This window comes from Chitinibacter tainanensis DSM 15459 (assembly GCF_000429785.1).
Lineage (GTDB): Bacteria > Pseudomonadota > Gammaproteobacteria > Burkholderiales > Chitinibacteraceae > Chitinibacter > Chitinibacter tainanensis.
In genome coordinates this window covers 428,598-451,759 of sequence record NZ_KE386952.1, presented here as the reverse complement: position 1 = coordinate 451,759, position 23,162 = coordinate 428,598, and the positions used below count along the sequence as shown (strand labels likewise).

The window sequence follows — 23,162 nt, the reverse complement described above, 5'->3', positions numbered from 1 at the left end:
CGGGGTTTAGCGGGCCTGTGGGTCGATCGCAAACACATCGCGCAGATAGTTCAGGAAATTCACATCCTCACACATGCCCTTGCCGGGGGTGTCGCTCACTTTGGCGACGGGCTGGCCATTACAAAACACCAGCTTCATCACAATCTGCAGTGGCTCATGGCCGCAATCATTGGATAAATCGGTGCCGATGCCAAAGCCCACTTTGGCACGGCCAGCAAAATGCGCATACAGCGCAAAGGCTTTGGCCAGATTCAGGCCATCGCTAAACACCAGCTGTTTGGTATGCGGGTTGATCTTCATCTGCTGGTAGTGGGCGAGGATTTTCTCGCCCCAGACAAATGGATCGCCCGAATCATGGCGCACGCCATCAAAGAGCTTGCAGAAATACAGATCAAAATCGCGCAAAAACGCATCAGTGCCTACCACATCGGTGAGCGCAATGCCCAGATCACCGCGGTATTCGCGCACCCAATGCTCTAGCGCATTTTTCTGGAAATCGCGCAGCCGCGAGCCAAAGCTCTGGAAGGCCTGCAGGTATTCGTGCGCCATGGTGCCGATTGGGGTCAGGCCGAATTCTTTGGCGAGCAGTACATTGCTGGTCCCGCGAAAGGCGCTGCCGGCTTGGCTGGCCAGGGTTTGCACCACTTCGCGATGCCATTGGCGCGAAAAGCGCCGCCGAGTGCCAAAATCGAAAAACACAAACGGATGCTGCAAGGCCGGTGCGGCGCTAAAGGTCTGCAGGGCGCTGATTTTGGCGGCGAGTTTTTCCCGGCCAAGCGCTAGCGCTGGTGCGGCAGGAAACTGGCGGAAATACACCTCATTCACAATCGCCAGCACATAAATCTCGAACAACATACAGTGCAGCATGGGGCCCGCTACACGGATCTCCAGCTCGCCGCTGGCCGTGGCGCTCACCGTGATAAAGCGCCGCTGTAACTGAAAAAGCCGCAGAAAATCGACAAAATCCGATTTGATAAAACGCAGCCCGCTCAGATAGGCCAGCTCGTCTTCCTGAAAGCGCAGTGTGCATAGGTGATCCAGCTGCGCCTCGATCTCGGCCTGACACGCCGCCAGGGGCAAGGTGGGCTGATTGCGGCATTTAAAGGCGTATTCGGCCTGCGCTTGCGGCTGATGATGCAAGATCTCCTGCATCATGGTGAATTTATACAGATCGGTATCGAGTAGCGATTCAATCACAGGCGGCATGCCATTCCTTCAAATATACCTAGCTGGGTATGCTAGTTTAGATCAGATCAGTGCTTGATTTTAGACGCATACCCTGTTGGGTGAGCGTGGTGATAAATTCATCACCCAGCGCGGCAAAGCTGGCAACGGGGCTGGTGCAATCGCGTAGCAGTACCAGTTTGGTGGCGATGGCCGGGCCGCATAGGGCCACCAGATCGCGCACGGTGCTGGCCACGCAATGCGAGAGCGCCTCACCGGCGATCCAGATTTCATCGGCGCAGCTGAGCTGGGCCAGCCAGGCGCTGGGCGCCTGAGTATGCGGGTCGCGCGGATCGGGCACTTCGGCCTGTAGCGCCGAATAATGCTCGGTGCCGGGGTTCAGGCCTTTGAGTTGGTAATGTACGGGCTGCTGAAATTGGCGGGCCCAGTCTTGTAGCGTAGTTTGCAAGGGTTGATACACACTATGCCCCCAGCTGCCCAGCAGGCAATGCTCGGGCCAGATCACCAGCTGATAGCGCTGACGCTGTTCCAGCGCTTGCACATAGGCGCTGCTGTGCGCTTGTTGGGCGGGATCACGCGCCCGCCAGCGGCCCTCGGCCACCTCGGCACTGCTAATCACAGTAAATGGGGCGGGCGCTTGGCCGGCCGCATCTTGCCACCAGCCGGGATGGGCGATGTCGATGACCTGATGGCTATCCAGCGTGACATGGATCCCGGCCAGATCGGCGCCGCGCTGGCTGATCAGGCTACTGAGGCGCTCCAGATCGGCACTGGCGCCGGCGACAGGCAGGCTGGCGCCCGGCAGATCGCAAAAGTCGTGCTGGGGGTCGATGATCAGCAGGTGAATTCGGGGGGCTGCCATATGCGCTCCTGCGCCACAAGGTGCACTGATTATGCGCAGCTTCGCCAGCCGCAACAACTGCGGTCTTTCCCACCGGCAAAGAAAAACCGCATGGGCTAAGCCATGCGGTTGTGGGATGACTGCAGCGTGTTGCTGCCCGCTTAACGCGGCAGCAGGTAGGCTGGTGGTGGGCTTTCTTGTGCCACAGGCAGCTGCTGGTCGATCAGCTGACGCTCGGCCACCGGCGCTGGTGTGCTGGTGCTGGCACTATTGGCACTGCGGAATAAACCATAACCAACATTGCCAAACGCCAGCTGGATATGGCCCCAGTCGTCATAGTCATTCAAAGTAGTTTGCAGAGTGCCATCGCCATTGCTATCAAAACTAACCGTGGCGGTGTCGCGGCTGAAGTTGGCATTCCAGTCGGCATACGCGCCCCCGGTACTGCCCCGGCCGATCATCTGGCCTTCGTCCAGCGCGGTTTCATTCAGCGGCTTGCTGCTGCCGTCGGAATAATCGATCACAAAGCGGTTACCGCAAGGGCCATCGACCAGATCGCACACATTGTAGCTATAGGGCGCTTTGCCCGGCGTGGCTTTGCCCTGATTATTCAGGCGGAAATACACGCGCTCGCTGGTGCTGTTGCCGCTTGGATCACTCGGCACCCCATCCAGCTGGAAGGCGTAATTCATCACGCTGAGGTAGTTGGGCTTGTTGTTCAGGTCTTCATTACCACCGTGGGTCAGGCCCAGATTGTGGCCCAGCTCGTGCATGATGGTGCCAGCCTGATAATTGATCAGCCGGTACAGATTTTGCGCGCTGCTGCTGGTGAGACCCCAATAACCTAAGGTCACGAGCAAATCATTGCCGCCGATTTCGGCCAAGCCCGATGAGCCACCGTAACCATTGGTGTTTTGGGTGCTGCCCATCAGCAGGTAATGGAAAATCAGCCGGCGGCGTACATCCATGCTGTCGTTTTTATAGGCCATTACATCAGCGCAATCATTATTGCGATACAGCGTGACGCAGCGGGCAAATGGTACTTCCTTACCATTGCCCAGATTAAAATCGGCCGGATTAAAGCCCACGCTATACAGCTGGCCCACATCCATCAGCAGATCTATCCCGCGGCGGGCAAAGGCTGCCTGCACCATTTGCAGGGCTTCTTTGCGCGGTTTGATGCCTTCATCGGTGCCCGGGGTCATCCAGTCGATATGCAGCAGAATCGTCGGTCGGCCAGCGCGCGCGCCCATGGCATACAAATCCAGCCCGGCATAAGTGCCGCCCGGGCGTTTGGCGCTGCTAGGGATGCCATCATGATCATCGTCGCTGGCATTGCTATCGACATCATTACGGCCACCCGGGGTACCAAACGGCACCAGGCGCCAGTCTGCAGAGGTATTGCTGTCAGTGGTTTGTGTGTAATAGCGTACCAGCGTATACCCCCCTATACTATTGATGACTGGGGCATTGGCACCCTGCCACTGGCCGGCGGTGAGTGGCGCCAGCGTATTGCTGCCAAAGCGCACAAAATCGACGGTTTGGTTATTGCGCACTAATTCCAGCGCGCCATCGCTATTACTCCATACCGGGAAATCCTGATAAGTGCCGATGTATTGCGACTGGCTGGTTTTCTTGGGCGTGAAGTTATCGTTGTTGCCCACGATCACCATATGCGATTTCGCTGCCAAGACGCCACTGAGCGGCCAGGTTTTCACCCAGCCACCCGGTTTGCTCATCGTGCGCAGGCTGATGTCGTTCAGGGTGATGTCGCGGTTGGTTGGGTTGTAGATTTCCAGCCAGCTACCGCTGCTGTACGGATCGCTTGCCACTTCGCTGATCAGCAGATCATTCGGGGTGCCGCTATTCGGTGTTGGGCTTGGGCTCGCGGTTACCACTGGCGTGTTGCTCGGGGTCGGGCTGCTTGATGGCGTGGTCGTCGGGGTGACTGTTGGGGTTACCGTTGGAGCCGGCGTTGGTGTCGCAGTTGGCGTCACGCTCGCGGTCGGCGCGGGGCTTGGGCTGCTATTGCCGCAGGTGCCCAGTTTAGTCCAAGGCTGGCCATCGCCATTATTGCTGCTCGGCTTATTGCCCTGCGACCACCATTTAGCCTGGTAATTCACGCCCTGCTCGCTGACTTTACTGCCAGCAAAATAGGCGCTGCTGCTATTCCAGGCCGGCTGGCAGTCATTGCTGGCCGGCGGTACGCTGCTTGGCGTTGGCGTTGGCGTTGGCGTTGGCGTTGGCGTTGGCGTTGGCGTTGGCGTTGGCGTTGGCGTGGTGCTTGGGCTTGGGCTTGGTGTCACGCTCGGCTTTGGGCTGGCCGAGGGGGTTGGGGTGGCCGGTTTCGGAGTCGGCGTTGCCGTAGCTACTGGCGTTGGTGTTGCAGGTATTGGGCTAGGGGTATTGTTTGGTGTGCTTTGTGGCGTAGTACTTGGGGTAGGTATGGTGCTGTCGCAGCTCCCTAAGGCTTGCCAGACTTGGCCGGTGTTGCTGTTGCTAGCGGGGATCTCGCCCAGCGTCCACCATTTAGCCTGATAGTTTTTACCCTGATAACTAACATTCTGGCCGGCCAGATAAGTGCTGCTGGCTTGCCACGCGGCGGCGCAAGGTGCCGCGGCGGCCCAGCTGGAAAACAGCGAGCCACCAAGCACAAGCAGCGCCCGGACTGTGAGAGCGTTCATACATACCTTCCTGATTAGATTGACTAGAGCTGACTTTTTTTGTCATTTTTTGTCTCAGCATTTTCTAATGGAAGGCGGGTGTACTCAAATTTAACTTACTACTGTAAATTTATTTAGAAAGCTTAAGTTAAATTAATGTGTATTTTCTGTAAAAATAAGCTTGAAATGGGCTGTTTTATAAGTAAAAACCCTGATCTGGCCGCGAACGTGCTGACTGTGATTCATGCCAAGGCCAAGATGAGCTGTGCAGCCATACTGCAGGGTGAGAAAAAGACTCGTCCGCGCTGTGGCCGAAATAACACTGAATAATCAGTGGGATGGTGATGGTCATCCTATTGGTGCAACGGTCTGCTGGTGTAGGTGGTGAGGTTTGAATTACAAAAAATCACTTATTTTTACAATGGCTGATCAGCTGCTGTCGTAAGGTTTCGATACTTTCTAGCCGAATCGCGCGGGCAATTTCGATTTCACCCTGCGGGCTTAGTTGGTATAAGCCATAGCGCAAGGTTTGTGGCCGCTGGGTGGTGGTCCAGATGGGATGGATGGCGTAGCGCATGATATTCACCCTAAAGCGTGGTGTATACCTGCAATATCGTGGTGTGCGAGCCGAACTGAAGTACCGTTTATCCCCTAGCCTGCGGCGGCTGACTGATAGCACCAGTGCCAAGGCTCATACACATAGCCGTAGGGATTGGCGCGCGGGAATGAGAGCGTAAAGCCAAATTCGCCAGCATGCGCTTGCAGCCAGGCAAATGCGGCCGTGTCTTCAAAGGCTTCTTCCACTACCGGCCCGCCGGGGCTGTAGATATCGATGGCCCGCCCGGTGTGGTGTTCGCTGCAGCCGGGGGGCGCCAAGACTTGCAGGATGTCTTCAATACTTTGCCCAAGCGCTAATTTGCGCTCGATCAGCTCTACCTGCCGGCTGCTTGCGCGATAGGCCGAGGCTATCCGCAACTCAATACCAGCATTCGCCGCTGCCGCCTGCATGGCCAGCCAGGCTGCTGCGGCGGCTGGGGTTAGTTGCCACACGCGCCCATCGGTGGCGGTTTCCACGTCCACCAGCTCGCTGGCTTCCGCAAAAATGCAGAGGGATTTTTCTTGCAATACCGCTGGGGCGATGCCCAGTTGTTGCCACAGTTGCGCTAAAGCGGGAGTGAGGCTGGATGACATCGAGACACCTCGAATTAGGCCAGAAAATCTTGCGGCTGAAAGACGCGCGCACCCGGCAGGCCCAAGCGCTGATCCAGCGTAAACAGCAAGGGCAGCTGCTGCGCTGCGCGCAGGCCTTCGTCGGCACACGCCGCTTGCCAGGTGGCCAGATAAGCATTGGTCGGCTGGGCTAGCTCTGCTGCTTGTGGCGGGCGGTAGGCCCCAAGCGTGTGTTGGCAATATTCGTGATAAGCCTGCGGATGCTCGGCCAAGGCTTGCCAGTAATCGGCCACCACGCGCGAAGGCAGCAGTAATGCCTGCCCAGCCCTGCGCTGTTGCATCCGGAAGTATTGCCGCAAGCCTTGCGCTACCAGCGCCCAATCTTCGCCGCTCAGCTGTGGATAACGGGCGCTGAGGCTACGTGCGACGGCTTCCGGAAAGCGATAGTCATACAAAAAATATTGCTGGCGGCGGCGCCCCACAGATTGCCAGTAGCGGTAAATAGCCAAGACAATCGCAATCAGTAGTAGGACGCGCAGCAGCATGGTTTAAAAGCCCGGAAATTTCAGACCTGAATTGATCGGTTTACCTTTGCGGGCACGCTTGCCGATGTACGGTGCCATTTCATTGGCATCGAGTACGATTTCTTTCAGCGCCCCACCCCGTCCGGTGCCGGATAGTTTCAATGTTTCACCATCACAAACCGTAATCGCGGCCAGCTCGTCTTTATCATCCAGTGCCATGGTAATTACCCCGCGGCCGCCACCCGCCAGCTGTTTGAATTCGCTGTAGGCAAACAAATGCAGTTTGCCGGCTTTGGACAAACACGCCACGATGGCGTTCGCACTTGGGGTAAATGGCATCACGCGCAGCAAGGTTTCGCCGCCTTCGAGCGTGATAAAGCTCTTGCCGGCTTTTTGGCGGCTGAGCAGATTTTCGCCTTGGCAAGCAAAACCATAACCGGCCGAATTGGCAATCACCAGCCATTCACCTGGCCGGGCAACAATCAATTGGGTAATTTTGGTTTTGGCCACTAGCTCGACCAGGGTCGTTACCGGCACCCCATCACCGCGGCCGCCCGGAATGACGGAGGCTTGCACGGTATACACGCGGCCATCACTGCCAAACAGTGCCAGCTGATCAACTGTCCGGCATTCGATCGCGGCCAGCAGGCTATCACCGTCTTTAAAGCTGAGATTTTGGATATCCAGCCCATGGCCTTGGCGGGCGCGCAGCCAGCCTTTTTCCGACAGGATAATCGTGCATGGCTCATCCACCACGGCCACTTCCAGCGAAGCGCGTTCGGCTTCTTCGATTAGCGTGCGGCGTGGATCGGCGTATTTTTTCTTATCCTGCTCGATTTCTTTGATGATTTGGCGCTGCATGGCCTGCGGGTTGGACAGCAGGTTTTCCAGCTCGGCCTTTTCATTGCGCAGATTGGCCAGCTCTTGCTCGATCTTGATGCCTTCCAGCCGTGCCAATTGGCGCAGGCGGATTTCCAGGATGTCTTCCGCTTGCCGTTCGCTCAGATTAAACGCCGCCATCAGCTCGGTTTTGGGCTCTTCGGCATTGCGGATAATGCGGATGACTTCATCAATATTCAGCAAGACCAGCAGGCGGCCTTCCAGAATATGGATGCGATCGTTCACTTGGCCTAGGCGGTGTTCGCAGCGGCGTGTGACGGTCACAAAGCGGAAATCGATCCACTCGGCGATGATGTCGCGCAGGTTTTTCTGCGCAGGGCGGCCATCACGGCCGATGGTTACCATATTGATCGATAAGCTGGTTTCCAGGCTGGTGTGGGCCATTAGCACATTCATCAGCTCATCGGGATTTTGCCGCGAGGATTTGGGCTCGAATACCAAACGAACATCGCAATCGCGACCCGACTCATCGCGCACTCGATCCAGCATGCTAAGAATCAGCTGTTTGGTCTGGATTTGCTCTTGCGTCAGGGCTTTTTTGCCCTTTTTCACTTTCGGGTTGGTGAGATCTTCAATTTCTTCCAATACTTTCTGGCTCGAAGCGCCATGCGGCAGCTCGGTGATCACCAATTGCCACTGGCCACGGGCAAGCTCTTCTTTTTCCCAGCGCGCGCGAACTTTCAGGCTGCCACGGCCATTTTCATAGGCGGTGGCGATATCGCGGCTGGAAGAAATAATCTGGCCGCCACCGGGCAAATCTGGGCCCTGAATATAGGCCATCAGCTCGGCTGCGCTGAGTTTTGGGTTGCGGATCAAGGCCACACTGGCATCGGCCACTTCGCCCAGATTATGCGATGGCATTTCGGTGGCCATACCCACTGCAATGCCTGAGGCGCCATTCAATAGCAACATTGGCAGCCGTGCTGGCAGCAGTACAGGCTCTTTGAACGCGCCATCGTAGTTGGGGATAAAATCGGTCGTGCCCTGATCAAGCTCACCCAGCAGCAGCTCGGCCACGGGCGTGAGGCGCGCCTCGGTATAACGATAAGCCGCCGCACCATCGCCATCCCGTGAGCCAAAATTGCCATGCCCGTCGATCAATGGGTAGCGCACCGAAAAATCTTGCGCAATCCGCACCAAGGCGTCATAAGCAGATTGATCGCCGTGAGGGTGATACTTACCCAGCACATCGCCGACAATCCGCGCCGATTTCATCGGCTTGGCGGTGGCCGTGAGGCCTAGCTCATGCATGGCGTACAAAATGCGGCGCTGCACCGGCTTTTGGCCATCTTCTACCTGCGGCAGTGCCCGGCTTTTCACCACGCTCATCGCGTATTCGAGATAGCTTTTTTCCGCATACAGGCCCAGCTGAACGGCTTCGGCATCATCCAGCTGGGTAGAGACTTGGGCGGCAATATAGCGGCCACCTTGGCCGCCACTGGAGGTTTCCGGGGTAGGCGGTGGTGTTTCTGCTTCGACGAGATCAATCGTATCCGACATGTTGTTGCGCTTCTAGATTCAGGATTGCGGCTATTTTAGCGGGTAAACCCTTGTTGCCGGCAAATACAAAACAAAAGGCCTGTTTCACGTGAAACAGGCCTGAGGGGAAAACGCCGGAAGATTACAGAATACGCAGCGTGAAGTACTTATAGCCCAGCTGCTGGTGTTCACCGCTATCAATCAGCTTGCGCAAGGCTACGTTGAATTTTTCACGCAGCGCATCGTCGCCTTTACGCAGGGCGATGGCTTCGCCACGGCCCAGCCATTGTGCTGAGTCGATGCGGTTGCCCACCATCTCAAACTGCTCGGCATTTTTTGGGTCTTTCAGGAAATAACCCAGTACCGCGCTGTCATCAAACACCAGTTGAATCTGGTTATTCGCCAGCGCGGCCATCATTTCATCGGCACTGCCGAAGCGTTTGATGGTGACTTTGCTGCTATCCAGTTCATGGGTCAGATAATCATCAAAAGTGGTTTTCGCCACTACGCCGACGGTACTGCCCTTGATGCGTTCGGCGGTAATCACTGGCCAAATCAGCTTGGCTTTTTTGGTAGCGACGTAGATGCCGGGTACGCGGGAATAAACTTCACTGAAGTTCACCAGCTTTTCGCGCTCTTCTGTGATCGACAACGAGGCCACAATCGCATCGGCTTTATTGTCGTTTAGCGCCGGGATCAGTTGGTCGAAATCAAAGCGCGAGATTTCGCAACGCACTTGCATCTCTTTACACAGGGCATTGGCCAGATCAACGTTAAAGCCGGTGAGCTGATTGCTTTGATCCAGATATTCAAATGGTGGGTATTTGCCTTCGAGGGCAATGCGCACCAGTGGGCCAGATTGGGCTTGCGCCACCGCACTGGCTGCAGGTGTTGAGGCGGCACTCACTGCGGCCGGGTTTTTGCCCGCGAGATAAAACCAAGTGCCCGCTGAGCCTGCGGCCAGGAGCACCAAGGCGCCAAACAATTTCTTCATGATGCGTACTTACAAATAAAAAAGATGCTACGTGAATTTGTAAGTACCCATATTGGGGTTATCTCTGATACGCGCACCGTTCAGCGAGGATTTCGACCGCTGATTGTGGGTCTGTGGCGTAAATCACAGCCGTGGCGGCTTGCCAGAGCATCAGATTCAGCGGTGCAGCAAAATTTTCGATGTGCCAGCCCTGCGTATCGGTGGTGCTCGCGAGGCGGGTTTGCATATCTATCCCGGCCGGTAAATCAGGTAGCTACAGATAAATCGGCTTGCCCAGCGCATGGGCATAGCCAATCTCAAATGCGGTGCCGCTGTCGGGCTCGCTCTGGCTGCGAAACGCCCGCACATCAGCGAGCACCGCATCTGCCTGCTGAATCAGCGCGCAGTTTTGCTGAAAAATCCACGCCGCCGCGGCTGGGCCATGTAAATCGGCTGGGCAAGCCTGATCCAGCGGATACAGCCCACACAAGCCCTGCTCTGCGCAGGCTGCCTGCAAGGCTTGTCCCCACGCGGTGGCATCGGGGCGAAATACACCGGGCCCGGCTAAGTAAATCGTCTGCATTTTGCACCTATTGTCTTTCCGTCAAGGCGGGGCTGTTCTGAGTCAACTATACTTTCCCAATCAAAAGAAAGCGCAGGAGGCTCCGATGTTTTTTGGCCAAAAACAGGTGATTGCCAGTCTGAATGACCGCATCCACCAGCTGGAACAAGAAAACCAGAGCTTAAAAAAAGAAAACGAAAAGCTGCACCGCGATTACGATTTTATCGGGGTGCTGCAAAAACAGGATAGTGGCGACGGGGGTTATCTCACTTCGCTGCTGCAAGCACTGCAGCCTTTCGGCGATAGCCTGAATAATTCGGCCGAGAGCCTGGTAGCAATGAGCGAGCGCATGAAAGAAGAGCTACGCTGCGCCAGTGCCCTCTCCCGGGTGTCTTCGGATAACTGTCAGGCCATTACCAGTATTTCCGACAATCTGACCACGCTATCGAATACGGCGGCGCAGTCGGTGTCGGAAGTCGACAAGCTGGATCATCAATCTGACCAAATTAGCGGCATTGTGCAGCTGATTAAAGAGATTGCCGACCAAACTAACCTCTTGGCCCTGAATGCGGCGATTGAAGCGGCCCGCGCCGGCGAGCAAGGTCGTGGTTTTGCCGTGGTGGCCGATGAAGTGCGCAAGCTGGCCGAACGGACCGCCTCGGCCACCAAGGAAATCACCCAGCTGGTGGGCGAGATTCGCGAAGAAACCAAACAAGTCAAAAACACCATGAGCACCATGGCCGAGCAAACTGCCCGCTTTAGCGAAATGGGCCGTGATGCGGTGGGCGATATGGAATTACTGATGACGGTGTCGGGCGAAATGGAAGAGCTGGTGGGCGGCAATATGCTGTTTAGCCAGATCGAAAGCAGCAAGCTGGATCATCTGGTGTTTAAATTCAATGTGTATATGTCGGTGACGGGTGAGCAAACTGGCCATCACGGCATTCATAGCGATGCGCGCGATTGCCGCTTTGGCCGTTGGTACTACGATGGTGAAGGGCAAAAACAAGCCGGCAAAAATGCGGCCTATCGCGAAATTGAAACCCCACACAATGAAGTGCATCAGGCTGGCAATGCGGCGTGGCAAGCCTGGCAAGCCGGGCAGAAAAATCAGGTGCTCGAAGCCCTCAAGCGCATGGAAAACAGCAGCAGTAAATTGTTTTCGGTACTGGATCGCGTACGTGGCTAAGCGCGCTGCACGCAATAAAAAACCCGCCGTTGGCGGGTTTTTTTGTGGCAAAGGTTTGGCTTATTTGGTTTTTTGCACCACATTCATCGCCGTGGCCACCATGCCAGCGACATCGGCCGCATTGGCCGGTAGCAGCATGGTATTGCCGGTTTTGGCGAGATTGGCAAAGGCGCCAATATATTGCTCGGCCACTTTCAGGTTCACAGCCTCCGGGCCGCCCTGCCGCTCGATGGCTTGCGCAATAATGGCAATCGCTTCGGCATTGGCACGGGCTACCAGCCGGATGGCCTCTGCCTCACCTTCGGCGCGATTGATCTGTGCCTGGCGCTCACCCTCTGATTCATTAATTGCCGCCTGCATTTCACCTTGCGAGCGCTGAATATCGGCTTCGCGCTGACCGGTAGCGAGATTGATCTGCTCTTGTTTCACCCCTTCCGATTTGGCGATCAGCGCGCGTTTTTCGCGCTCGGCAGTGATTTGCTGCTGCATCGAATGCAGAATCGATTGCGGTGGGGTCAGGTCTTTGATTTCATAGCGCAGCACTTTTACCCCCCAGTTGGTGGCGGCTTCGTCCAGCGCATTGACTACGGCGCGGTTGATTTCATCGCGCTCTTCAAAGGTTTTATCCAGCTCCAGCTTACCGATCACCGAGCGCAGTGTGGTTTGCGCCAGCTGGCTAATGGCCAGCAAATAATCTGACGTGCCATACGAGGCCAGCCGTGGATCAAGCACCTGAAAATACAAAATGCCATCCACCTGCAGCTGGGTGTTATCGCGGGTAATACACACCTGGCTTGGGACATCGAGCGGGATTTCCTTCAGGCTGTGCTTGTAGGCCACACGATCGATAAAGGGAATCACAAAATTCAGCCCAGGGCTGAGCACTGCGTGAAATTTGCCTAGGCGCTCGATAATCCACGCATGTTGCTGCGGTACGATTTTGAATGTTTTGGCGATAAAGACAATCGCCAAGATCAGAAAAGCAAATGCAAATTCCATCGTAAACCCTCCTGGGGTATAGGTTCGAATGCAATATCAATGATCATCTACAGCTAGATACCTACTGGGGTATTACACTTGACTGATGATCAGCCGGCTGCCTTGTTTGGCCACGATAATCCACAGCGCATCGTCGTGGCGGCTTTGCCCCGGCGCGAGCTCGGCATCCCATTGTGTGCCGCGGTATTGCACGCGGGCGCGCTGCTCGCCCTGCCACTCGGCGATGGTGACGGTTTGGCCAACATCATCATCCTGCTCGCTGGCGGGAATAACGGGTTGCCGGCTTTTCCAGCTTTGTAGCAGCCAGACGCTGAGCAAGGCGCTGCCGGCGGCGGCGAAAAATTGCCATTCCAGCGCCAGCCCGAAGTGAGCCAATAAAGCGCCCACGGCGGTGCCGGCAGCGATCGCCAGCAAGTAAAAGGTAGTGGTGAATAGCTCGCCAATCGCCAGCGCGATCGTGGCCACGATCCATAAGGTAAAGGCAGACATTACAACAGCCCTTGCAAGGAAAAATTCAGGATATGGCAAAGCCGGTAGCGCGGCAAGCTAGCGGCAGCGGTGCTGCTTAGGCTTGCCACTGTGCGGCCAGATCGGCAACGCCGCGCAGCGCATCCAGCTCGGCGCGCACCCACAGTTCGGCCTGATCGTGTGGATGAATCGCCCAGAGCTGCTCGGCTTGGGCGTTTTCCATCACCCGCACTTGTTGCAGCGCGAGCCCGAGCTCGCCTTGCCCGTCGAGCAGCGCGGCGCGCAATTTCGGGCTCAGTGGCAGTGGCTCGAGTAATTCGGCCATCGGCTGCGCTAATAATTGATCCAGCAGCGACAGCATACCGAGTAAAAACGCGCTATCGGGAGGGCAATCGAGCCAGCGATGTTCGGCCCAGTTGGCCAAGCGCCTGGCGCGCAGCAAAGCGGCGATCAGCAAAGGCGACATCCCTTGCCCATCGGCGCTGTGCTCGGCGTAGAGCAAGGTTTGCACCCAGCGCTCAAGCTGTGTGCGCCCCAATACGGTGATGGCGTGGCGAATACTCTGGATCTCGACCCGCGCCCGCAGCCCTACGGAATTGACCAAGCGTAGTAGCCGGAAAGTCAGCTCCGGCGCATGGGCAAATACTTTTTCCAGCTTAGGGGTATCTGCATCGGCGCTAATCAGGCCGATTAACTCCAATAACGCAGGTTTAGCTGGCTGGCCGCTCGCGCCCTGCCCGTGGCTATACCAGGGGCCGTGCGCCAAAGTCCCCGGTGGCAATGCTGGCAACTGGCTGGCACGGATTAGGCCGCCCTGTAGTGCGCTGGGCGCGGCAAGCATTCCCCCGGCTGCCAATAGCGGCTGCTGTGGCGGCAGAAAGCAGGGCAAATGGGCTGGCAATGGCTGTTGGCTGAGCGCCGCCGCTAGGCTTTGCAGCTGATGCGTGGGGCCCAGCGCCAGGACACCGCGCCAGCTTTGCTCGGAATTCCACAGTGGGGTAAGCAGCAAAAAATCCATGATGCGAGTAGGGTTGGGCCGGAGATTTCACCCTAGCCCTTTGTGCGGTCAGCAGCAAGTTTGTGGGCGCGGCCTTGCCCCAAAATGGGGCTAAAACACCACGCCGCACGGGGTATGCCTCGCTGTGGATAAGTAGCGGCTAGCGGGCGGCTAATACCTGCTGGCAGTACTCGCTCATGGCTTGTTCGCTCTGTGCCGCTGCGGCCAAAATCCATTCACTGAAATGGTGCAATTTGGCGCTGCCATCCATCCGTGGCATCCACGCGAGCCAGAAGCGGCTGGGGTGGGGAACCACCACATTGCCCACCAGATTCAGCCGTCCGCTGCGCAGTTCATCCAGTACCATCGTTAGCCGCATCAGGCCAACCCCCTGATGGCGGCGGATGGCATCGAGTACGATATTATTATCGTTACAAAACAAGGAAAAAGACGGTGTCCAGTCACCAAGCCCTGCGGCCAGCGACCAGCTGCTCCACTTCTCCATCGAGCCGATAATGCGGGCCTGTGGTACCTCGGCAATCGCGCGTGGCTGCTGCGGATCATCGCTAGCCGCCACCACAACCAGATAGTCGCTCAGCAGGGCGCGAGCTTTTACGCCATCCCATTCGCCACTGCCCATGCGGATCGCCAAATCCACTGGCGCGGTCTGTAAATCTTCGAATTGCAGGCTGGCGCGCAGGTTCACCCGATACTGTGGATAGATTTGTTGAAAACCCGGCAAACGCGGCATTAACCAAGACAAACTGAAGGACGGCAAAGTCGCGATCGTGAGCTCGTTTGGCTTGGGGCGTGCGCGGGTGGCGCGGGTGGCTTCGGCCACGTCATTGAGCGCCACGCGAATCTGCAGCGCATAGTGGCGGCCATCTTCGGTTAAGTTCAGTTTGCGCCCTTGCCGCTCAAAGAGGGGCAGGCCCAGATAGTCTTCCAGGGTGCGCAGTTGGTGGCTAATCGCGCTGTGCGTCACCGACAGCGCATCGGCAGCTTTCACCACGCTACCCAAGCGGCTGACCGCCTCGAATGCGCGCAGCGCGGCCAGGGGGGGAAGTGAATCCATGTGAATAAAACTCACAAATCGGGTTAGAAATCATCAGTTATCGCAGTGTAGATTTTCGATATAGTGAATGCAAATGACATGAGGCGAGGCTAAAGATGCTGACCTATCTGCGACTTACCGTCCAAGCAAACGAATTGCTGGTGGCCCGCCTGGGTGCTCAAGCCGATTTGTTGTGTGAATCAGGTTCACTTTGGCTCAGCCAAAACGGGCAAGATCGGATTGTGCAGGCCGGCGAGCGTTTGCAGCTGACCGCTGGCCAATGCTTGCTGGAAGGCGCAGGGCAATTGCGCCTGAGTGGCTCGCCTTTGCATGTTCAGCCTTATTGCCGCCCGGCCGGCCCCAATAACTAAGGAGTACGTGATGTATCAGCTGTATATCGGACATCAGAATTATTCTTCCTGGTCGCTGCGGCCGTGGGTTTTGCTCAAGCATTTTCAGTTGCCTTTTACCCAAACCGTGGTGCATGTCAGTGGCAAAGGCGCCAATGCCAGCCATCGTGGCTATTCGGATAATGGCCTGGTGCCTTGCTTGCACGACGGTGACTTCAGGGTATGGGACTCTATGGCAATCTGTGAATACCTTGCAGAGCTAAACCCCCAGATGTGGCCGGCAGAGCGCCAGCTGCGCGCCCGCGCACGCAGTATCAGCGCCGAAATGCACAGCGGCTTTGGCGCTTTGCGGAGCCAATTACCGATGAATGTGCGGCTACGCGCCCAGGGCGTACCACCCAGCCCAGAAGTGAGCGCAGATCTGGCGCGGGTGTTTGCGATCTGGCGTGATGCCCGGCAGCTCGCGGCCGAGCATGGCTGTGGCGGTGAATTTTTGTTTGGCGCTTTCTCGATTGCCGATGCGATGTATGCCCCGGTGATCTGGCGGCTGCATGGCTACAATATCGCCATTCCCGATGATCTACAGCCCTACTTCACCGCCATGCTGCAGCACCCTGCCATGCAAGAATGGGCGGCGGCCGCTGCCGCCGAAAGTATTCAACTGCCGGCGTATGACGCGTTAATCGCTCAGTTTGGCGGGGCCCGCTGAGCCTTAGCCACTTTTTGGAGCTTTGAATGTTAAGCGGTATCCCTACTCTGTATGTTGATCGTGAATATGCCAGCCCCTATGCGTTGTCGGTCTTTGTGGCTTTGATGGAAAAGCAGCTGCCATTTCAATTGCATACATTAAATTTGGCGGCGAATGAGCAGTGCGGATTTGAATTCAGTCGCTGCTCGCTGACTCGACGAGTACCCACATTGGCTTGGGCTGATTTTAGCTTGTCGGAGTCTAGCGCCATTACCGAGTTACTCGACGAACAATGGCCCAGCCCGGCTTTATATCCGCAATCGCTGGAGCAGAAAGCTAAAGCGCGGCAGATCCAGGCGTGGTTACGTAGCGATTTGTTGCCGCTGCGCATCGAGCGTTCGACCGAGGTCATTTACTTTGCGCCTAATCCGGCGCCTTTGTCTGCGGCGGCACAGCAGGCGGCTGATAAATTGCTTGCGATTGCCTGTGAGCTGTTGCAACCCGGGCAAGCGCACATTTTTAGCGCTTGGTCGATCGTGGATATCGATTTGTCTTTGATGTTGAATCGTTTGCATCGAAATGGCGATCCTTTACCGGCGCATTTGATCGATTACATTGAGCGCCAATGGTCACGACCGGCAGTGCAAGCATGGCTGAATCTAGATCGTCCACAGCCTCTCGGTGAGTGACATGATGGCCTGGGAATTAGCACAACTGAATATCGGCCGCGTGGTTGCCCCGCTCGATAGCCCTGCCCTGCACGGCTTTACCAGCATGCTGGATCACATTAACCAATTGGCCGAGCAAAGCCCGGGCTTTGTCTGGCGCTTGCAAAGTGAGAGTGGTAATGCCACCGATGTGCCGTTTGATGATGATCCTTTGCTGATCGCCAATTTATCCGTCTGGCGTTCGGTCGAAGATTTGCGCTCCTATGTGTATGCCGGCGAACATTTGCAGATGCTGCGCCAGCGCAAACAATGGTTCAGCCACCGGCCCGGCCCTAATCAGGTGTTATGGTGGGTGCCGGCGGGCCATCGGCCGAGCTTGACTGAGGCCAAAGCGGCACTCGCACTCTTGGCGCTCAATGGCCCAACAGCGCATGCGTTTACATTTGCCCAGCCACAAGCTGCACCACGAGAAAGTGACAAACTTATTCCCATCTATGTACCACATTAAGGCCGTAAGCGATTGTGGCTAAGGTGCGGATGTTTGGATTAATGCAGCGTACCTTGATAGTTTCGTTGTGCTCCCATTCGAATGAGAGTGCATTTTTGCAGTAGCCGGCAAAAATGACATAGCCATCATCTGGGCTGCGTAACTGGGCATGTTCAGAAAGGGCCAAAACTTGCCCATATGGCGCATGACCAAAACCATCCTGATTAGAGCGGAAAAGGTGAGCGGTGAATTTGCCGTTGGGCGAGGTGCTACTGCCAATGTGTGAATAAGCCATCGTTGGCATGATGAAGTAGCCCATGAGTAGTATGGTTACTCCGACCAAAAGCAGCATGGCAGCTAAGGTGATGCGTTTACGAAAATGCATGTTGTAACAACCTTTTGTGGTGATCTAATGTAGTTCTTTCCGCCAATAAAGCCGCAAATTTAGCTCATCCATTCTTGCTGATTTGTTGCGTTAGCTAAATTATCCTTAATCCCCGCTTCAGCTCCTTGCAATCTCAGGGTGCGCATAATGCAGCCATCTACTCGATAACGCTCGGGTAGCTAACTTGGACATGCAACACACTTTACTGAATTAAATTGGAGCTCATCATGAAAGCACTGAAACATTTGGTTCTGGCTGTGGCCCTGGCGGGCTTTGGCACGGCTGCATTTGCTGCATCTGCCCCAGCAAAACACAAAGCGCATCATGCTTCTAAAGCATCAGTAGTGCAGCAAGCACAAGCTAAGAAAGCATCACACGCTTCTAAAGCTTCAACAGCACAAAAAGCTCAAGCTAAAAAAGCACATCACGCTTCTAAAGCTTCAGTAGCACAACAAGCTCAAGCTAAGAAAGCATCACATGCGTCTAAGCTTCAGCTGCGCAAAAAGCCCAAGCTAAAAAAGCATCACATGCTTCTAAAGCTTCAGCAGCACAGAAAGCCCAGGCTAAAAAAGCACATCACGCTTCTAAAGCTTCAGTAGCGCAACAAGCTCAAGCTAAGAAAGCATCACATGCTTCTAAAGCTTCAGCTGCGCAAAAAGCCCAAGCTAAAAAAGCACACCACGCCTCTAAAGCTTCAGTAGCGCAACAAGCTCAAGCTAAGAAAGCATCGCACGCTTCTAAAGCTTCAGCTGCACAAAAAGCGCAAGCTAAAAAAGCATCACATGTAGCTTCTAAAGCTTCTGCAGTGAAGTAATTCGGCCCGAGTGTCTTCCTCCCCGAAACTTGCCTTGCTGCTAGCGCAGCAAGGCTTTTTTTATCTGGGGGTTTCCCATGATGATTAGCACCCTCTTCTGGTTGGCGCTGGGTAGCAGTAGCCCAGTACCGCCCCCGCGTGAGCAGCTACGCCCCGCGGAAAAAATGTATTGGCGGGTGATCAGTGCACAGCAGATTGATTTATGGCTTGGCACTGAAGAAGCGTGGCGTTTAACCATGTCGAACGATTGCCCAGCCTGGCCGAATAAAGAGCTGCAAGTGCAACTGGTGCAAGGGCATATTCAGGCCCATCAGCCCTTATTAGTGGGGCTAAAGAATAGTTGCATCATTCGCGATATCCGCCCGATTCCTGCCAATGCCAACCGGCAATTACCCAGCTTGCCTGCGCGTGGGCTTGAATCTGGCCACGGCCGCAGTAACAATAAGCGCTAACCTATGACAATGTCGGTGAAAGCCATGCGTATTCTTTTGGTCGAAGATCAGCTGCAGCAGGCGCAATACACCCAAAAAGCTTTGCAGGAAGGCGGCCACACCGTCACACATGCGGCCGATGGGCGTGAAGGGATGTTCCAAGCCACCACCGAAAGCTACGACGCCATTGTGCTTGATCGCATGTTGCCGCATGTGGATGGCTTGACCATTTTACGCACGCTGCGCGCTTCCAAAATACAAACACCGGTGTTGTTGCTGTCGGCGATGGGTGAGCCCGATGAGCGAGTAGATGGTTTGCGGGCGGGGGCCGATGATTATCTGGCCAAACCGTTTCACAGTGCTGAGCTTCTGGCGCGGCTTGAAGTGATTACCCGCCGCGTGCAGCAAAATAATACGGCTGATAGTAATAAACTGGTGCTGGCCGATTTAGAGCTGGATCGGCTCTCACGCACCGTGACTCGGGCTGGGCGCAGCATCGATCTGCAGCCGCGCGAATATCAGCTGCTGGAATATCTGATGCGCCATGCGGGTCAGGTCGTGACGCGCACCATGCTGCTCGAAGCCGTCTGGCATTACCATTTTGACCCGAACACCAATGTGATCGATGTGCATATTAGTAAATTGCGCGGTAAGATCGATGGTGAGTTTCTCAAGCCTTTACTGCATACCGTGCGTGGGGCGGGCTACCGCTTGGCCGAGCAATGAGCCCTGCGCGCTGGCCGCGGGCGCTGCGTAATCCATTTACGCGCTGGGCAATTGCCCTGCCCCTGGTAATGAGTGTGGTCATTACCGGCTTTGGTGCCTTGGCTTTTCGCGAGACACAACAGGCGCTATTGGGTGAGTTTCACACGGCGCTGCGGGAAGAAGTCACGGTATTGGAGCTGATCTACCGCGAGCAGGGCTTTAAAGCGCTGCAAACTGCCATCAATTTGCGCGCCAGTCAGCGTGGCTCGCAACGGGTGTATTTGCTCACCACGGCACAAGGCCAATACGTGGCCGGCAATTTGCATCACTGGCCACGGCATGTGTTGGTGAAGGATGAAAGCTCGGCGGTGTTTGAGGACCCTGCTAGCGGTGAAACCATCGCGGCAGAGGTGTTTCTGCTGTATGGCGACTACCGGCTCCTTGTGGGGCGGCGGGCGATTTATGAGCAGGTCGGCAATCATCTGATTTTGAATTATTTATGGTTGGGGGTGCTAATGTTTGCCGCCTCCATCATTGCAGGGCTGACGCTGTCCCGCCTGATTCGCCGCCGCTTGGCGACCATACGGCAAACCGCGCAAGCCATCCGCATTGGCCAGCAAGGCTCGCGGATTCCCCTCTCTGGTAGCGATGATGAGCTGGAGGGGGTGATTAAAGAACTAAACGCCCTGCTTGATCAGCAAGAAAAATTACTCGCCTATTCGCGGCAAACCTCGGCCGCAATTGCCCATGATTTACGCCAGCCATTGTCTTTGTTGCGCGGCAAATTATTAGAGTTAAGCGAGGCCCAACCGGCGGATCTGGCGATCAAAGACGCGGCGCTTGCGCAACTCGAGCAGATTCAGGCGCTGTTTTCGGCCATTTTGCGCTTAGGGCGGATTGAGTCGGGCGCACAAGCGCTCCATGCGGAGCTAAGCGATCTGGCCGTGCTGGCAGGCGATGTGGTGGAACTCTATCAACCTTTGCTCGAAGACGCTGGCTTAACCATTAGTTTGGTGCTGCCACAGCCGGTGCAGGTGGCGGTAGATCGTGAGCTGGTGTTTGCTGCGTTGAGCAATCTGATCGAGAATGCGTTGCGCTATGCGCAAAGCGATATCGAATTGCATGTCGGCGAGCGCTGGATTTGCGTGCGCGATTTTGGCCCCGGCGTGAGCGAGGCTGAATTAGCTCGCCTGTGCGAGCCGTTCTACAAAACCGAAGCCAGCCGACAAGATACCAGCGAACAAGGCGGCCATGGCTTGGGCTTGGCTCTGGTGAAGGCGATTGCCGAATTACACGGCGGGCATTTGCAATTGCAACGCGGTGAGCCCGGTTTGGCGATTACTTTGCATTTTCCTTAAAACCCGCCGCGTGCGTGCGGGCTTTTTCATTATTGCGGCGGCATCTGCTAGACTTAGCCGCAAATTCATTTTTTGGTTTCACGTGAAACAATGGCAGCTCCCAAATATGACGAATCGTCGGTCAAGGTCTTAAAAGGTCTTGATCCTGTCCGCCACCGGCCGGGCATGTACACGCGCACGGATAATCCGCTGCATATCTGCCAAGAGGTGATCGACAATGCCGCCGATGAGGCGCTGGGCGGTCATGCCACGCAGATTGAGGTGACGCTGTATCGCAATCAATCGCTGCGGGTGGTGGATAACGGCCGCGGGATTCCCGTCGGTCTGCACCCCGAAGAAGGCGTGCCTACCGTGCAGGTGGTGTTTACCCAGCTGCATGCCGGCGGTAAATTCGATAAGAAAGACGGTGGCGCCTACGCGTTTTCTGGCGGTCTGCATGGTGTGGGGGTATCTGTTACCAATGCCCTCGCTACTCGGTTGGAAGTGGAAGTACGGCGTGATGGCCAGATCAATCAGCTGGCTTTTGCCGGCGGTGATTTGCTCGAGCCGCTGAGTGTGATCGGCACTTGCGCCAAGAAAGACACCGGTACCCGGGTGTTTGTGCAGCCCGATCCGCAATATTTCGATAGCCCTACGATCCCGCAAACCGAGCTGGAGCATTTGCTCAAATCCAAAGCCGTGCTCTTGCCCGGCTTGGTGGTGATTTTGTGGGTGGAGCAAGCCAATGGCGAGCTGCAGGAAAAACGCTGGTGCTATCCCGATGGCCTGACTGGCTATCTGGCTGAGCAAGTGGCCGGCTATACCCAAATCGTGCCGATTTTCCGCGGCGAAAAATACATCGATGGCGAAGACGATACCTTTAGCCGTGGCGAGGGTTGCGCCTGGGCGCTGACCTGGACCGAAGATGGCCTGGTTAATCGCGAATCGTATGTGAATCTGATTCCAACACCAGCGGGCGGCACACATGAATCCGGCCTGCGCGATGGCGTGTTTCAGGTGGTGAAAACCTTTATCGATTTTCACAATTTATTGCCCAAAGGCGTGAAGCTGCTGCCGGAAGACTTATTCAGCCGATGCTCGTTTGTGCTGTCGGCGAAAGTGCTTGATCCACAGTTTCAGGGGCAAACCAAAGACAAACTCACCAGTCGTGATGGCCTGAAATTGGTCTCAACCATGGTGCGCTCACCATTCGAATTATGGTTGAACGAGCATGTGGAGTTTGGCAAGAAACTCGCCGAATTAGCGATTAAAGCCGCGCAATCTCGGCAAAAAAACGCCCAAAAGGTCGAAAAGAAAAAATCATCGGGCGTTGCGGTCTTGCCAGGTAAGCTCACCGATTGTGCCTCAGATGAATACGAGCGCTGCGAGCTTTTCCTCGTCGAGGGGGATTCGGCCGGCGGCTCGGCCAAGCTGGGGCGTGATAAAGATTTCCAAGCCATTTTGCCGCTGCGCGGTAAGGTGTTGAATACCTGGGAAGTCGATAAAGACCAGATTTTTGCCAATAACGAAGTGCACGATATTGCGGTGGCCATCGGGGTGGACCCACATCCACTGAATGCCGAAGTTGATCTCTCGGGCCTACGTTACGGCAAGATCATCATCATGTCGGATGCCGACGTGGATGGCTCGCATATTCAGGTGCTGCTGCTTACCCTCTTCTACCGGCATTTTCCGCAGTTGATCCGCCATGGCCATGTGTATGTGGCGCAACCGCCGCTGTTCCGTGTGGATGTGTCCGGCAGTGGCAAGGGCAAACCACCCCGTAAATTCTACGCGCTGGATGACGGCGAGCTAACCGCCATCCTTGATAAGCTACGGGCAGAAAAAATCCGTGAAGGGGCCTGGAGTATTTCCCGCTTCAAAGGTCTGGGCGAGATGAACGCCGAGCAGTTATTTGAAACCACCATGAATCCGGACACGCGCCGGGTGCTGAAAGTGGCGGTGCCGGATGATGTGCAGCGCAATACGCAGGATGTGATGAACATGCTGATGGGCAAAGGCGAAGCGAGCTCACGACGCGCATGGTTGGAAGCGCGCGGCAATGAGGTCGAGGCAGATCTGTAGGGTATTGTTGTCTAGGCTTTGCTGGTCATCGCGTTTCAGCTTATACCCTCCCGGGTAATAAAAGGGCGGCCAATATCTGGGCCGCCTTTTTTATGCTTGCGATGTGAGCTTTAGCTGCGCATCGTTGCCGCTGTGCGGTAACGATGCCGTGCTCTATCCCGTCGGCGCTTGCACGATTCGCCTGCAATTATTCATTGCTAGGCAGGTC

Annotated in this window: 25 protein-coding genes and 1 pseudogene; 11 read left to right on the top strand and 15 right to left on the bottom strand. The window is 55.8% G+C overall.

Annotation, left to right across the window (positions count from 1 at the left end):
• Positions 1 to 6 precede the first annotated feature (6 nt).
• The 10 genes from pncB to G482_RS20510 form a co-directional block, all read right to left on the bottom strand.
• A complete protein-coding gene (gene pncB / locus G482_RS0114610; protein ID WP_028450655.1) occupies positions 7 to 1,206 on the bottom strand; it encodes a nicotinate phosphoribosyltransferase in 1,200 nt (399 codons plus the stop codon).
• 37 nt (positions 1,207 to 1,243) lie between these two features.
• Positions 1,244 to 2,047, bottom strand: coding sequence for a cysteine hydrolase family protein (locus G482_RS0114605; protein ID WP_028450654.1), 804 nt, complete (start codon positions 2,045 to 2,047; stop codon positions 1,244 to 1,246).
• A 140-nt stretch (positions 2,048 to 2,187) separates the two neighbouring features.
• Positions 2,188 to 4,710: a carbohydrate-binding protein gene (locus G482_RS18920; RefSeq protein ID WP_051259066.1), complete on the bottom strand. Its 2,523-nt coding sequence runs from the start codon at positions 4,708 to 4,710 to the stop codon at positions 2,188 to 2,190.
• 385 nt (positions 4,711 to 5,095) lie between these two features.
• Entirely contained in the window at positions 5,096 to 5,266 is a 171-nt protein-coding gene (locus G482_RS20385) for a hypothetical protein (protein ID WP_156905414.1), read from the bottom strand.
• Between the two features lie 74 nt (positions 5,267 to 5,340).
• Positions 5,341 to 5,880 carry a M15 family metallopeptidase gene (locus tag G482_RS0114590; RefSeq protein ID WP_028450653.1) on the bottom strand — a complete coding sequence of 180 codons (540 nt, stop codon included), beginning with the start codon at positions 5,878 to 5,880 and terminating at the stop codon, positions 5,341 to 5,343.
• A gap of 14 nt (positions 5,881 to 5,894) precedes the next feature.
• Positions 5,895 to 6,404: a UCP032817 domain-containing protein gene (locus G482_RS0114585; RefSeq protein ID WP_028450652.1), complete on the bottom strand. Its 510-nt coding sequence runs from the start codon at positions 6,402 to 6,404 to the stop codon at positions 5,895 to 5,897.
• Positions 6,405 to 6,407: 3 nt separating this feature from the next.
• Positions 6,408 to 8,783 (bottom strand): DNA topoisomerase IV subunit A, encoded by a 2,376-nt coding sequence (parC, locus tag G482_RS0114580; protein ID WP_084414726.1) that lies wholly within the window; start codon positions 8,781 to 8,783, stop codon positions 6,408 to 6,410.
• Positions 8,784 to 8,904: 121 nt separating this feature from the next.
• Positions 8,905 to 9,756, bottom strand: a complete 852-nt coding sequence (locus G482_RS0114575; protein ID WP_051259065.1) for a transporter substrate-binding domain-containing protein — start codon at positions 9,754 to 9,756, stop codon at positions 8,905 to 8,907.
• Between the two features lie 58 nt (positions 9,757 to 9,814).
• Complete coding sequence (locus tag G482_RS20515) at positions 9,815 to 9,982, bottom strand: hypothetical protein (RefSeq protein WP_211227638.1); 168 nt, start codon at positions 9,980 to 9,982, stop codon at positions 9,815 to 9,817.
• 27 nt (positions 9,983 to 10,009) lie between these two features.
• Positions 10,010 to 10,318: a nucleoside 2-deoxyribosyltransferase gene (locus G482_RS20510; protein WP_211227637.1), complete on the bottom strand. Its 309-nt coding sequence runs from the start codon at positions 10,316 to 10,318 to the stop codon at positions 10,010 to 10,012.
• 478 nt (positions 10,319 to 10,796) lie between these two features.
• Here G482_RS20510 and G482_RS20950 point away from each other — a divergent pair.
• Positions 10,797 to 11,072 (top strand): annotated as a pseudogene (locus tag G482_RS20950) (methyl-accepting chemotaxis protein); the annotation flags it as partial.
• On the top strand, positions 11,064 to 11,486 hold the full coding sequence (locus tag G482_RS20945; RefSeq protein WP_373277575.1) for a CZB domain-containing protein: 423 nt from the start codon (positions 11,064 to 11,066) through the stop codon (positions 11,484 to 11,486). The pseudogene G482_RS20950 and the gene G482_RS20945, both read left to right, overlap by 9 nt.
• A 60-nt stretch (positions 11,487 to 11,546) precedes the next feature.
• Here G482_RS20945 and G482_RS0114560 read toward each other — a convergent pair whose 3' ends face one another.
• The 4 genes from G482_RS0114560 to G482_RS0114545 form a co-directional block, all read right to left on the bottom strand.
• Positions 11,547 to 12,485: an SPFH domain-containing protein gene (locus G482_RS0114560; protein ID WP_028450649.1), complete on the bottom strand. Its 939-nt coding sequence runs from the start codon at positions 12,483 to 12,485 to the stop codon at positions 11,547 to 11,549.
• Between the two features lie 72 nt (positions 12,486 to 12,557).
• A complete protein-coding gene (locus G482_RS0114555) occupies positions 12,558 to 12,974 on the bottom strand; it encodes an NfeD family protein (protein WP_034619762.1) in 417 nt (138 codons plus the stop codon).
• Between the two features lie 76 nt (positions 12,975 to 13,050).
• Entirely contained in the window at positions 13,051 to 13,971 is a 921-nt protein-coding gene (locus tag G482_RS19820) for an HDOD domain-containing protein (protein ID WP_051259063.1), read from the bottom strand.
• A 139-nt stretch (positions 13,972 to 14,110) separates the two neighbouring features.
• Positions 14,111 to 15,025 carry a LysR substrate-binding domain-containing protein gene (locus G482_RS0114545; RefSeq protein ID WP_028450647.1) on the bottom strand — a complete coding sequence of 305 codons (915 nt, stop codon included), beginning with the start codon at positions 15,023 to 15,025 and terminating at the stop codon, positions 14,111 to 14,113.
• Positions 15,026 to 15,120: 95 nt separating this feature from the next.
• Between G482_RS0114545 and G482_RS0114540 the strand changes: the two genes are divergently transcribed.
• Genes G482_RS0114540 through G482_RS0114525 form a run of 4 tightly spaced genes read left to right on the top strand, consistent with a single transcriptional unit; the run spans position 15,121 to position 17,218 of the window.
• Positions 15,121 to 15,375, top strand: coding sequence for a DUF2917 domain-containing protein (locus G482_RS0114540; protein WP_028450646.1), 255 nt, complete (start codon positions 15,121 to 15,123; stop codon positions 15,373 to 15,375).
• A gap of 10 nt (positions 15,376 to 15,385) precedes the next feature.
• Complete coding sequence (locus G482_RS0114535; protein ID WP_028450645.1) at positions 15,386 to 16,063, top strand: glutathione S-transferase family protein; 678 nt, start codon at positions 15,386 to 15,388, stop codon at positions 16,061 to 16,063.
• A gap of 26 nt (positions 16,064 to 16,089) precedes the next feature.
• On the top strand, positions 16,090 to 16,731 hold the full coding sequence (yfcF, locus tag G482_RS0114530) for a glutathione transferase (protein WP_028450644.1): 642 nt from the start codon (positions 16,090 to 16,092) through the stop codon (positions 16,729 to 16,731).
• A gap of 1 nt (position 16,732) precedes the next feature.
• Positions 16,733 to 17,218 carry a DUF3291 domain-containing protein gene (locus tag G482_RS0114525; RefSeq protein ID WP_028450643.1) on the top strand — a complete coding sequence of 162 codons (486 nt, stop codon included), beginning with the start codon at positions 16,733 to 16,735 and terminating at the stop codon, positions 17,216 to 17,218.
• On the opposite strand, the gene G482_RS0114520 is transcribed toward G482_RS0114525, so the two are convergent.
• Positions 17,193 to 17,582: a hypothetical protein gene (locus G482_RS0114520; protein WP_156905413.1), complete on the bottom strand. Its 390-nt coding sequence runs from the start codon at positions 17,580 to 17,582 to the stop codon at positions 17,193 to 17,195. The two genes, G482_RS0114525 and G482_RS0114520, sit on opposite strands and share 26 nt — an antisense overlap.
• A gap of 227 nt (positions 17,583 to 17,809) precedes the next feature.
• Between G482_RS0114520 and G482_RS20505 the strand changes: the two genes are divergently transcribed.
• The 5 genes from G482_RS20505 to parE all read left to right on the top strand — a co-directional run bounded on the left by G482_RS20505 (position 17,810) and on the right by parE (position 22,954).
• Complete coding sequence (locus G482_RS20505) at positions 17,810 to 18,181, top strand: hypothetical protein (protein ID WP_211227635.1); 372 nt, start codon at positions 17,810 to 17,812, stop codon at positions 18,179 to 18,181.
• Positions 18,182 to 18,473: 292 nt separating this feature from the next.
• Positions 18,474 to 18,848 (top strand): hypothetical protein, encoded by a 375-nt coding sequence (locus G482_RS0114510; RefSeq protein WP_028450641.1) that lies wholly within the window; start codon positions 18,474 to 18,476, stop codon positions 18,846 to 18,848.
• Positions 18,849 to 18,872: 24 nt separating this feature from the next.
• Positions 18,873 to 19,553 (top strand): response regulator transcription factor, encoded by a 681-nt coding sequence (locus tag G482_RS0114505; protein WP_028450640.1) that lies wholly within the window; start codon positions 18,873 to 18,875, stop codon positions 19,551 to 19,553.
• Positions 19,550 to 20,890 carry a sensor histidine kinase gene (locus G482_RS0114500; RefSeq protein ID WP_028450639.1) on the top strand — a complete coding sequence of 447 codons (1,341 nt, stop codon included), beginning with the start codon at positions 19,550 to 19,552 and terminating at the stop codon, positions 20,888 to 20,890. Before G482_RS0114505 ends, G482_RS0114500 begins: the two co-directional genes overlap by 4 nt.
• 90 nt (positions 20,891 to 20,980) lie before the next feature.
• Positions 20,981 to 22,954 (top strand): DNA topoisomerase IV subunit B, encoded by a 1,974-nt coding sequence (parE, locus tag G482_RS0114495; protein ID WP_028450638.1) that lies wholly within the window; start codon positions 20,981 to 20,983, stop codon positions 22,952 to 22,954.
• Positions 22,955 to 23,162 lie beyond the last annotated feature (208 nt).

Bases quoted from the DNA above. Each gene is read 5' to 3' on its own strand.
- pncB (WP_028450655.1), bottom strand. From the start codon at position 1,206: ATGCCGCCTGTGATTGAATCGCTACTCGATACCGATCTGTATAAATTC.
- G482_RS0114605 (WP_028450654.1), bottom strand. From the start codon at position 2,047: ATGGCAGCCCCCCGAATTCACCTGCTGATCATCGACCCCCAGCACGAC.
- G482_RS18920 (WP_051259066.1), bottom strand. From the start codon at position 4,710: ATGAACGCTCTCACAGTCCGGGCGCTGCTTGTGCTTGGTGGCTCGCTG.
- G482_RS20385 (WP_156905414.1), bottom strand. From the start codon at position 5,266: ATGCGCTACGCCATCCATCCCATCTGGACCACCACCCAGCGGCCACAA.
- G482_RS0114590 (WP_028450653.1), bottom strand. From the start codon at position 5,880: ATGTCATCCAGCCTCACTCCCGCTTTAGCGCAACTGTGGCAACAACTG.
- G482_RS0114585 (WP_028450652.1), bottom strand. From the start codon at position 6,404: ATGCTGCTGCGCGTCCTACTACTGATTGCGATTGTCTTGGCTATTTAC.
- parC (WP_084414726.1), bottom strand. From the start codon at position 8,783: ATGTCGGATACGATTGATCTCGTCGAAGCAGAAACACCACCGCCTACC.
- G482_RS0114575 (WP_051259065.1), bottom strand. From the start codon at position 9,756: ATGAAGAAATTGTTTGGCGCCTTGGTGCTCCTGGCCGCAGGCTCAGCG.
- G482_RS20515 (WP_211227638.1), bottom strand. From the start codon at position 9,982: ATGCAAACCCGCCTCGCGAGCACCACCGATACGCAGGGCTGGCACATC.
- G482_RS20510 (WP_211227637.1), bottom strand. From the start codon at position 10,318: ATGCAGACGATTTACTTAGCCGGGCCCGGTGTATTTCGCCCCGATGCC.
- G482_RS20945 (WP_373277575.1), top strand. From the start codon at position 11,064: ATGGGCCGTGATGCGGTGGGCGATATGGAATTACTGATGACGGTGTCG.
- G482_RS0114560 (WP_028450649.1), bottom strand. From the start codon at position 12,485: ATGGAATTTGCATTTGCTTTTCTGATCTTGGCGATTGTCTTTATCGCC.
- G482_RS0114555 (WP_034619762.1), bottom strand. From the start codon at position 12,974: ATGTCTGCCTTTACCTTATGGATCGTGGCCACGATCGCGCTGGCGATT.
- G482_RS19820 (WP_051259063.1), bottom strand. From the start codon at position 13,971: ATGGATTTTTTGCTGCTTACCCCACTGTGGAATTCCGAGCAAAGCTGG.
- G482_RS0114545 (WP_028450647.1), bottom strand. From the start codon at position 15,025: ATGGATTCACTTCCCCCCCTGGCCGCGCTGCGCGCATTCGAGGCGGTC.
- G482_RS0114540 (WP_028450646.1), top strand. From the start codon at position 15,121: ATGCTGACCTATCTGCGACTTACCGTCCAAGCAAACGAATTGCTGGTG.
- G482_RS0114535 (WP_028450645.1), top strand. From the start codon at position 15,386: ATGTATCAGCTGTATATCGGACATCAGAATTATTCTTCCTGGTCGCTG.
- yfcF (WP_028450644.1), top strand. From the start codon at position 16,090: ATGTTAAGCGGTATCCCTACTCTGTATGTTGATCGTGAATATGCCAGC.
- G482_RS0114525 (WP_028450643.1), top strand. From the start codon at position 16,733: ATGATGGCCTGGGAATTAGCACAACTGAATATCGGCCGCGTGGTTGCC.
- G482_RS0114520 (WP_156905413.1), bottom strand. From the start codon at position 17,582: ATGCATTTTCGTAAACGCATCACCTTAGCTGCCATGCTGCTTTTGGTC.
- G482_RS20505 (WP_211227635.1), top strand. From the start codon at position 17,810: ATGAAAGCACTGAAACATTTGGTTCTGGCTGTGGCCCTGGCGGGCTTT.
- G482_RS0114510 (WP_028450641.1), top strand. From the start codon at position 18,474: ATGATGATTAGCACCCTCTTCTGGTTGGCGCTGGGTAGCAGTAGCCCA.
- G482_RS0114505 (WP_028450640.1), top strand. From the start codon at position 18,873: ATGCGTATTCTTTTGGTCGAAGATCAGCTGCAGCAGGCGCAATACACC.
- G482_RS0114500 (WP_028450639.1), top strand. From the start codon at position 19,550: ATGAGCCCTGCGCGCTGGCCGCGGGCGCTGCGTAATCCATTTACGCGC.
- parE (WP_028450638.1), top strand. From the start codon at position 20,981: ATGGCAGCTCCCAAATATGACGAATCGTCGGTCAAGGTCTTAAAAGGT.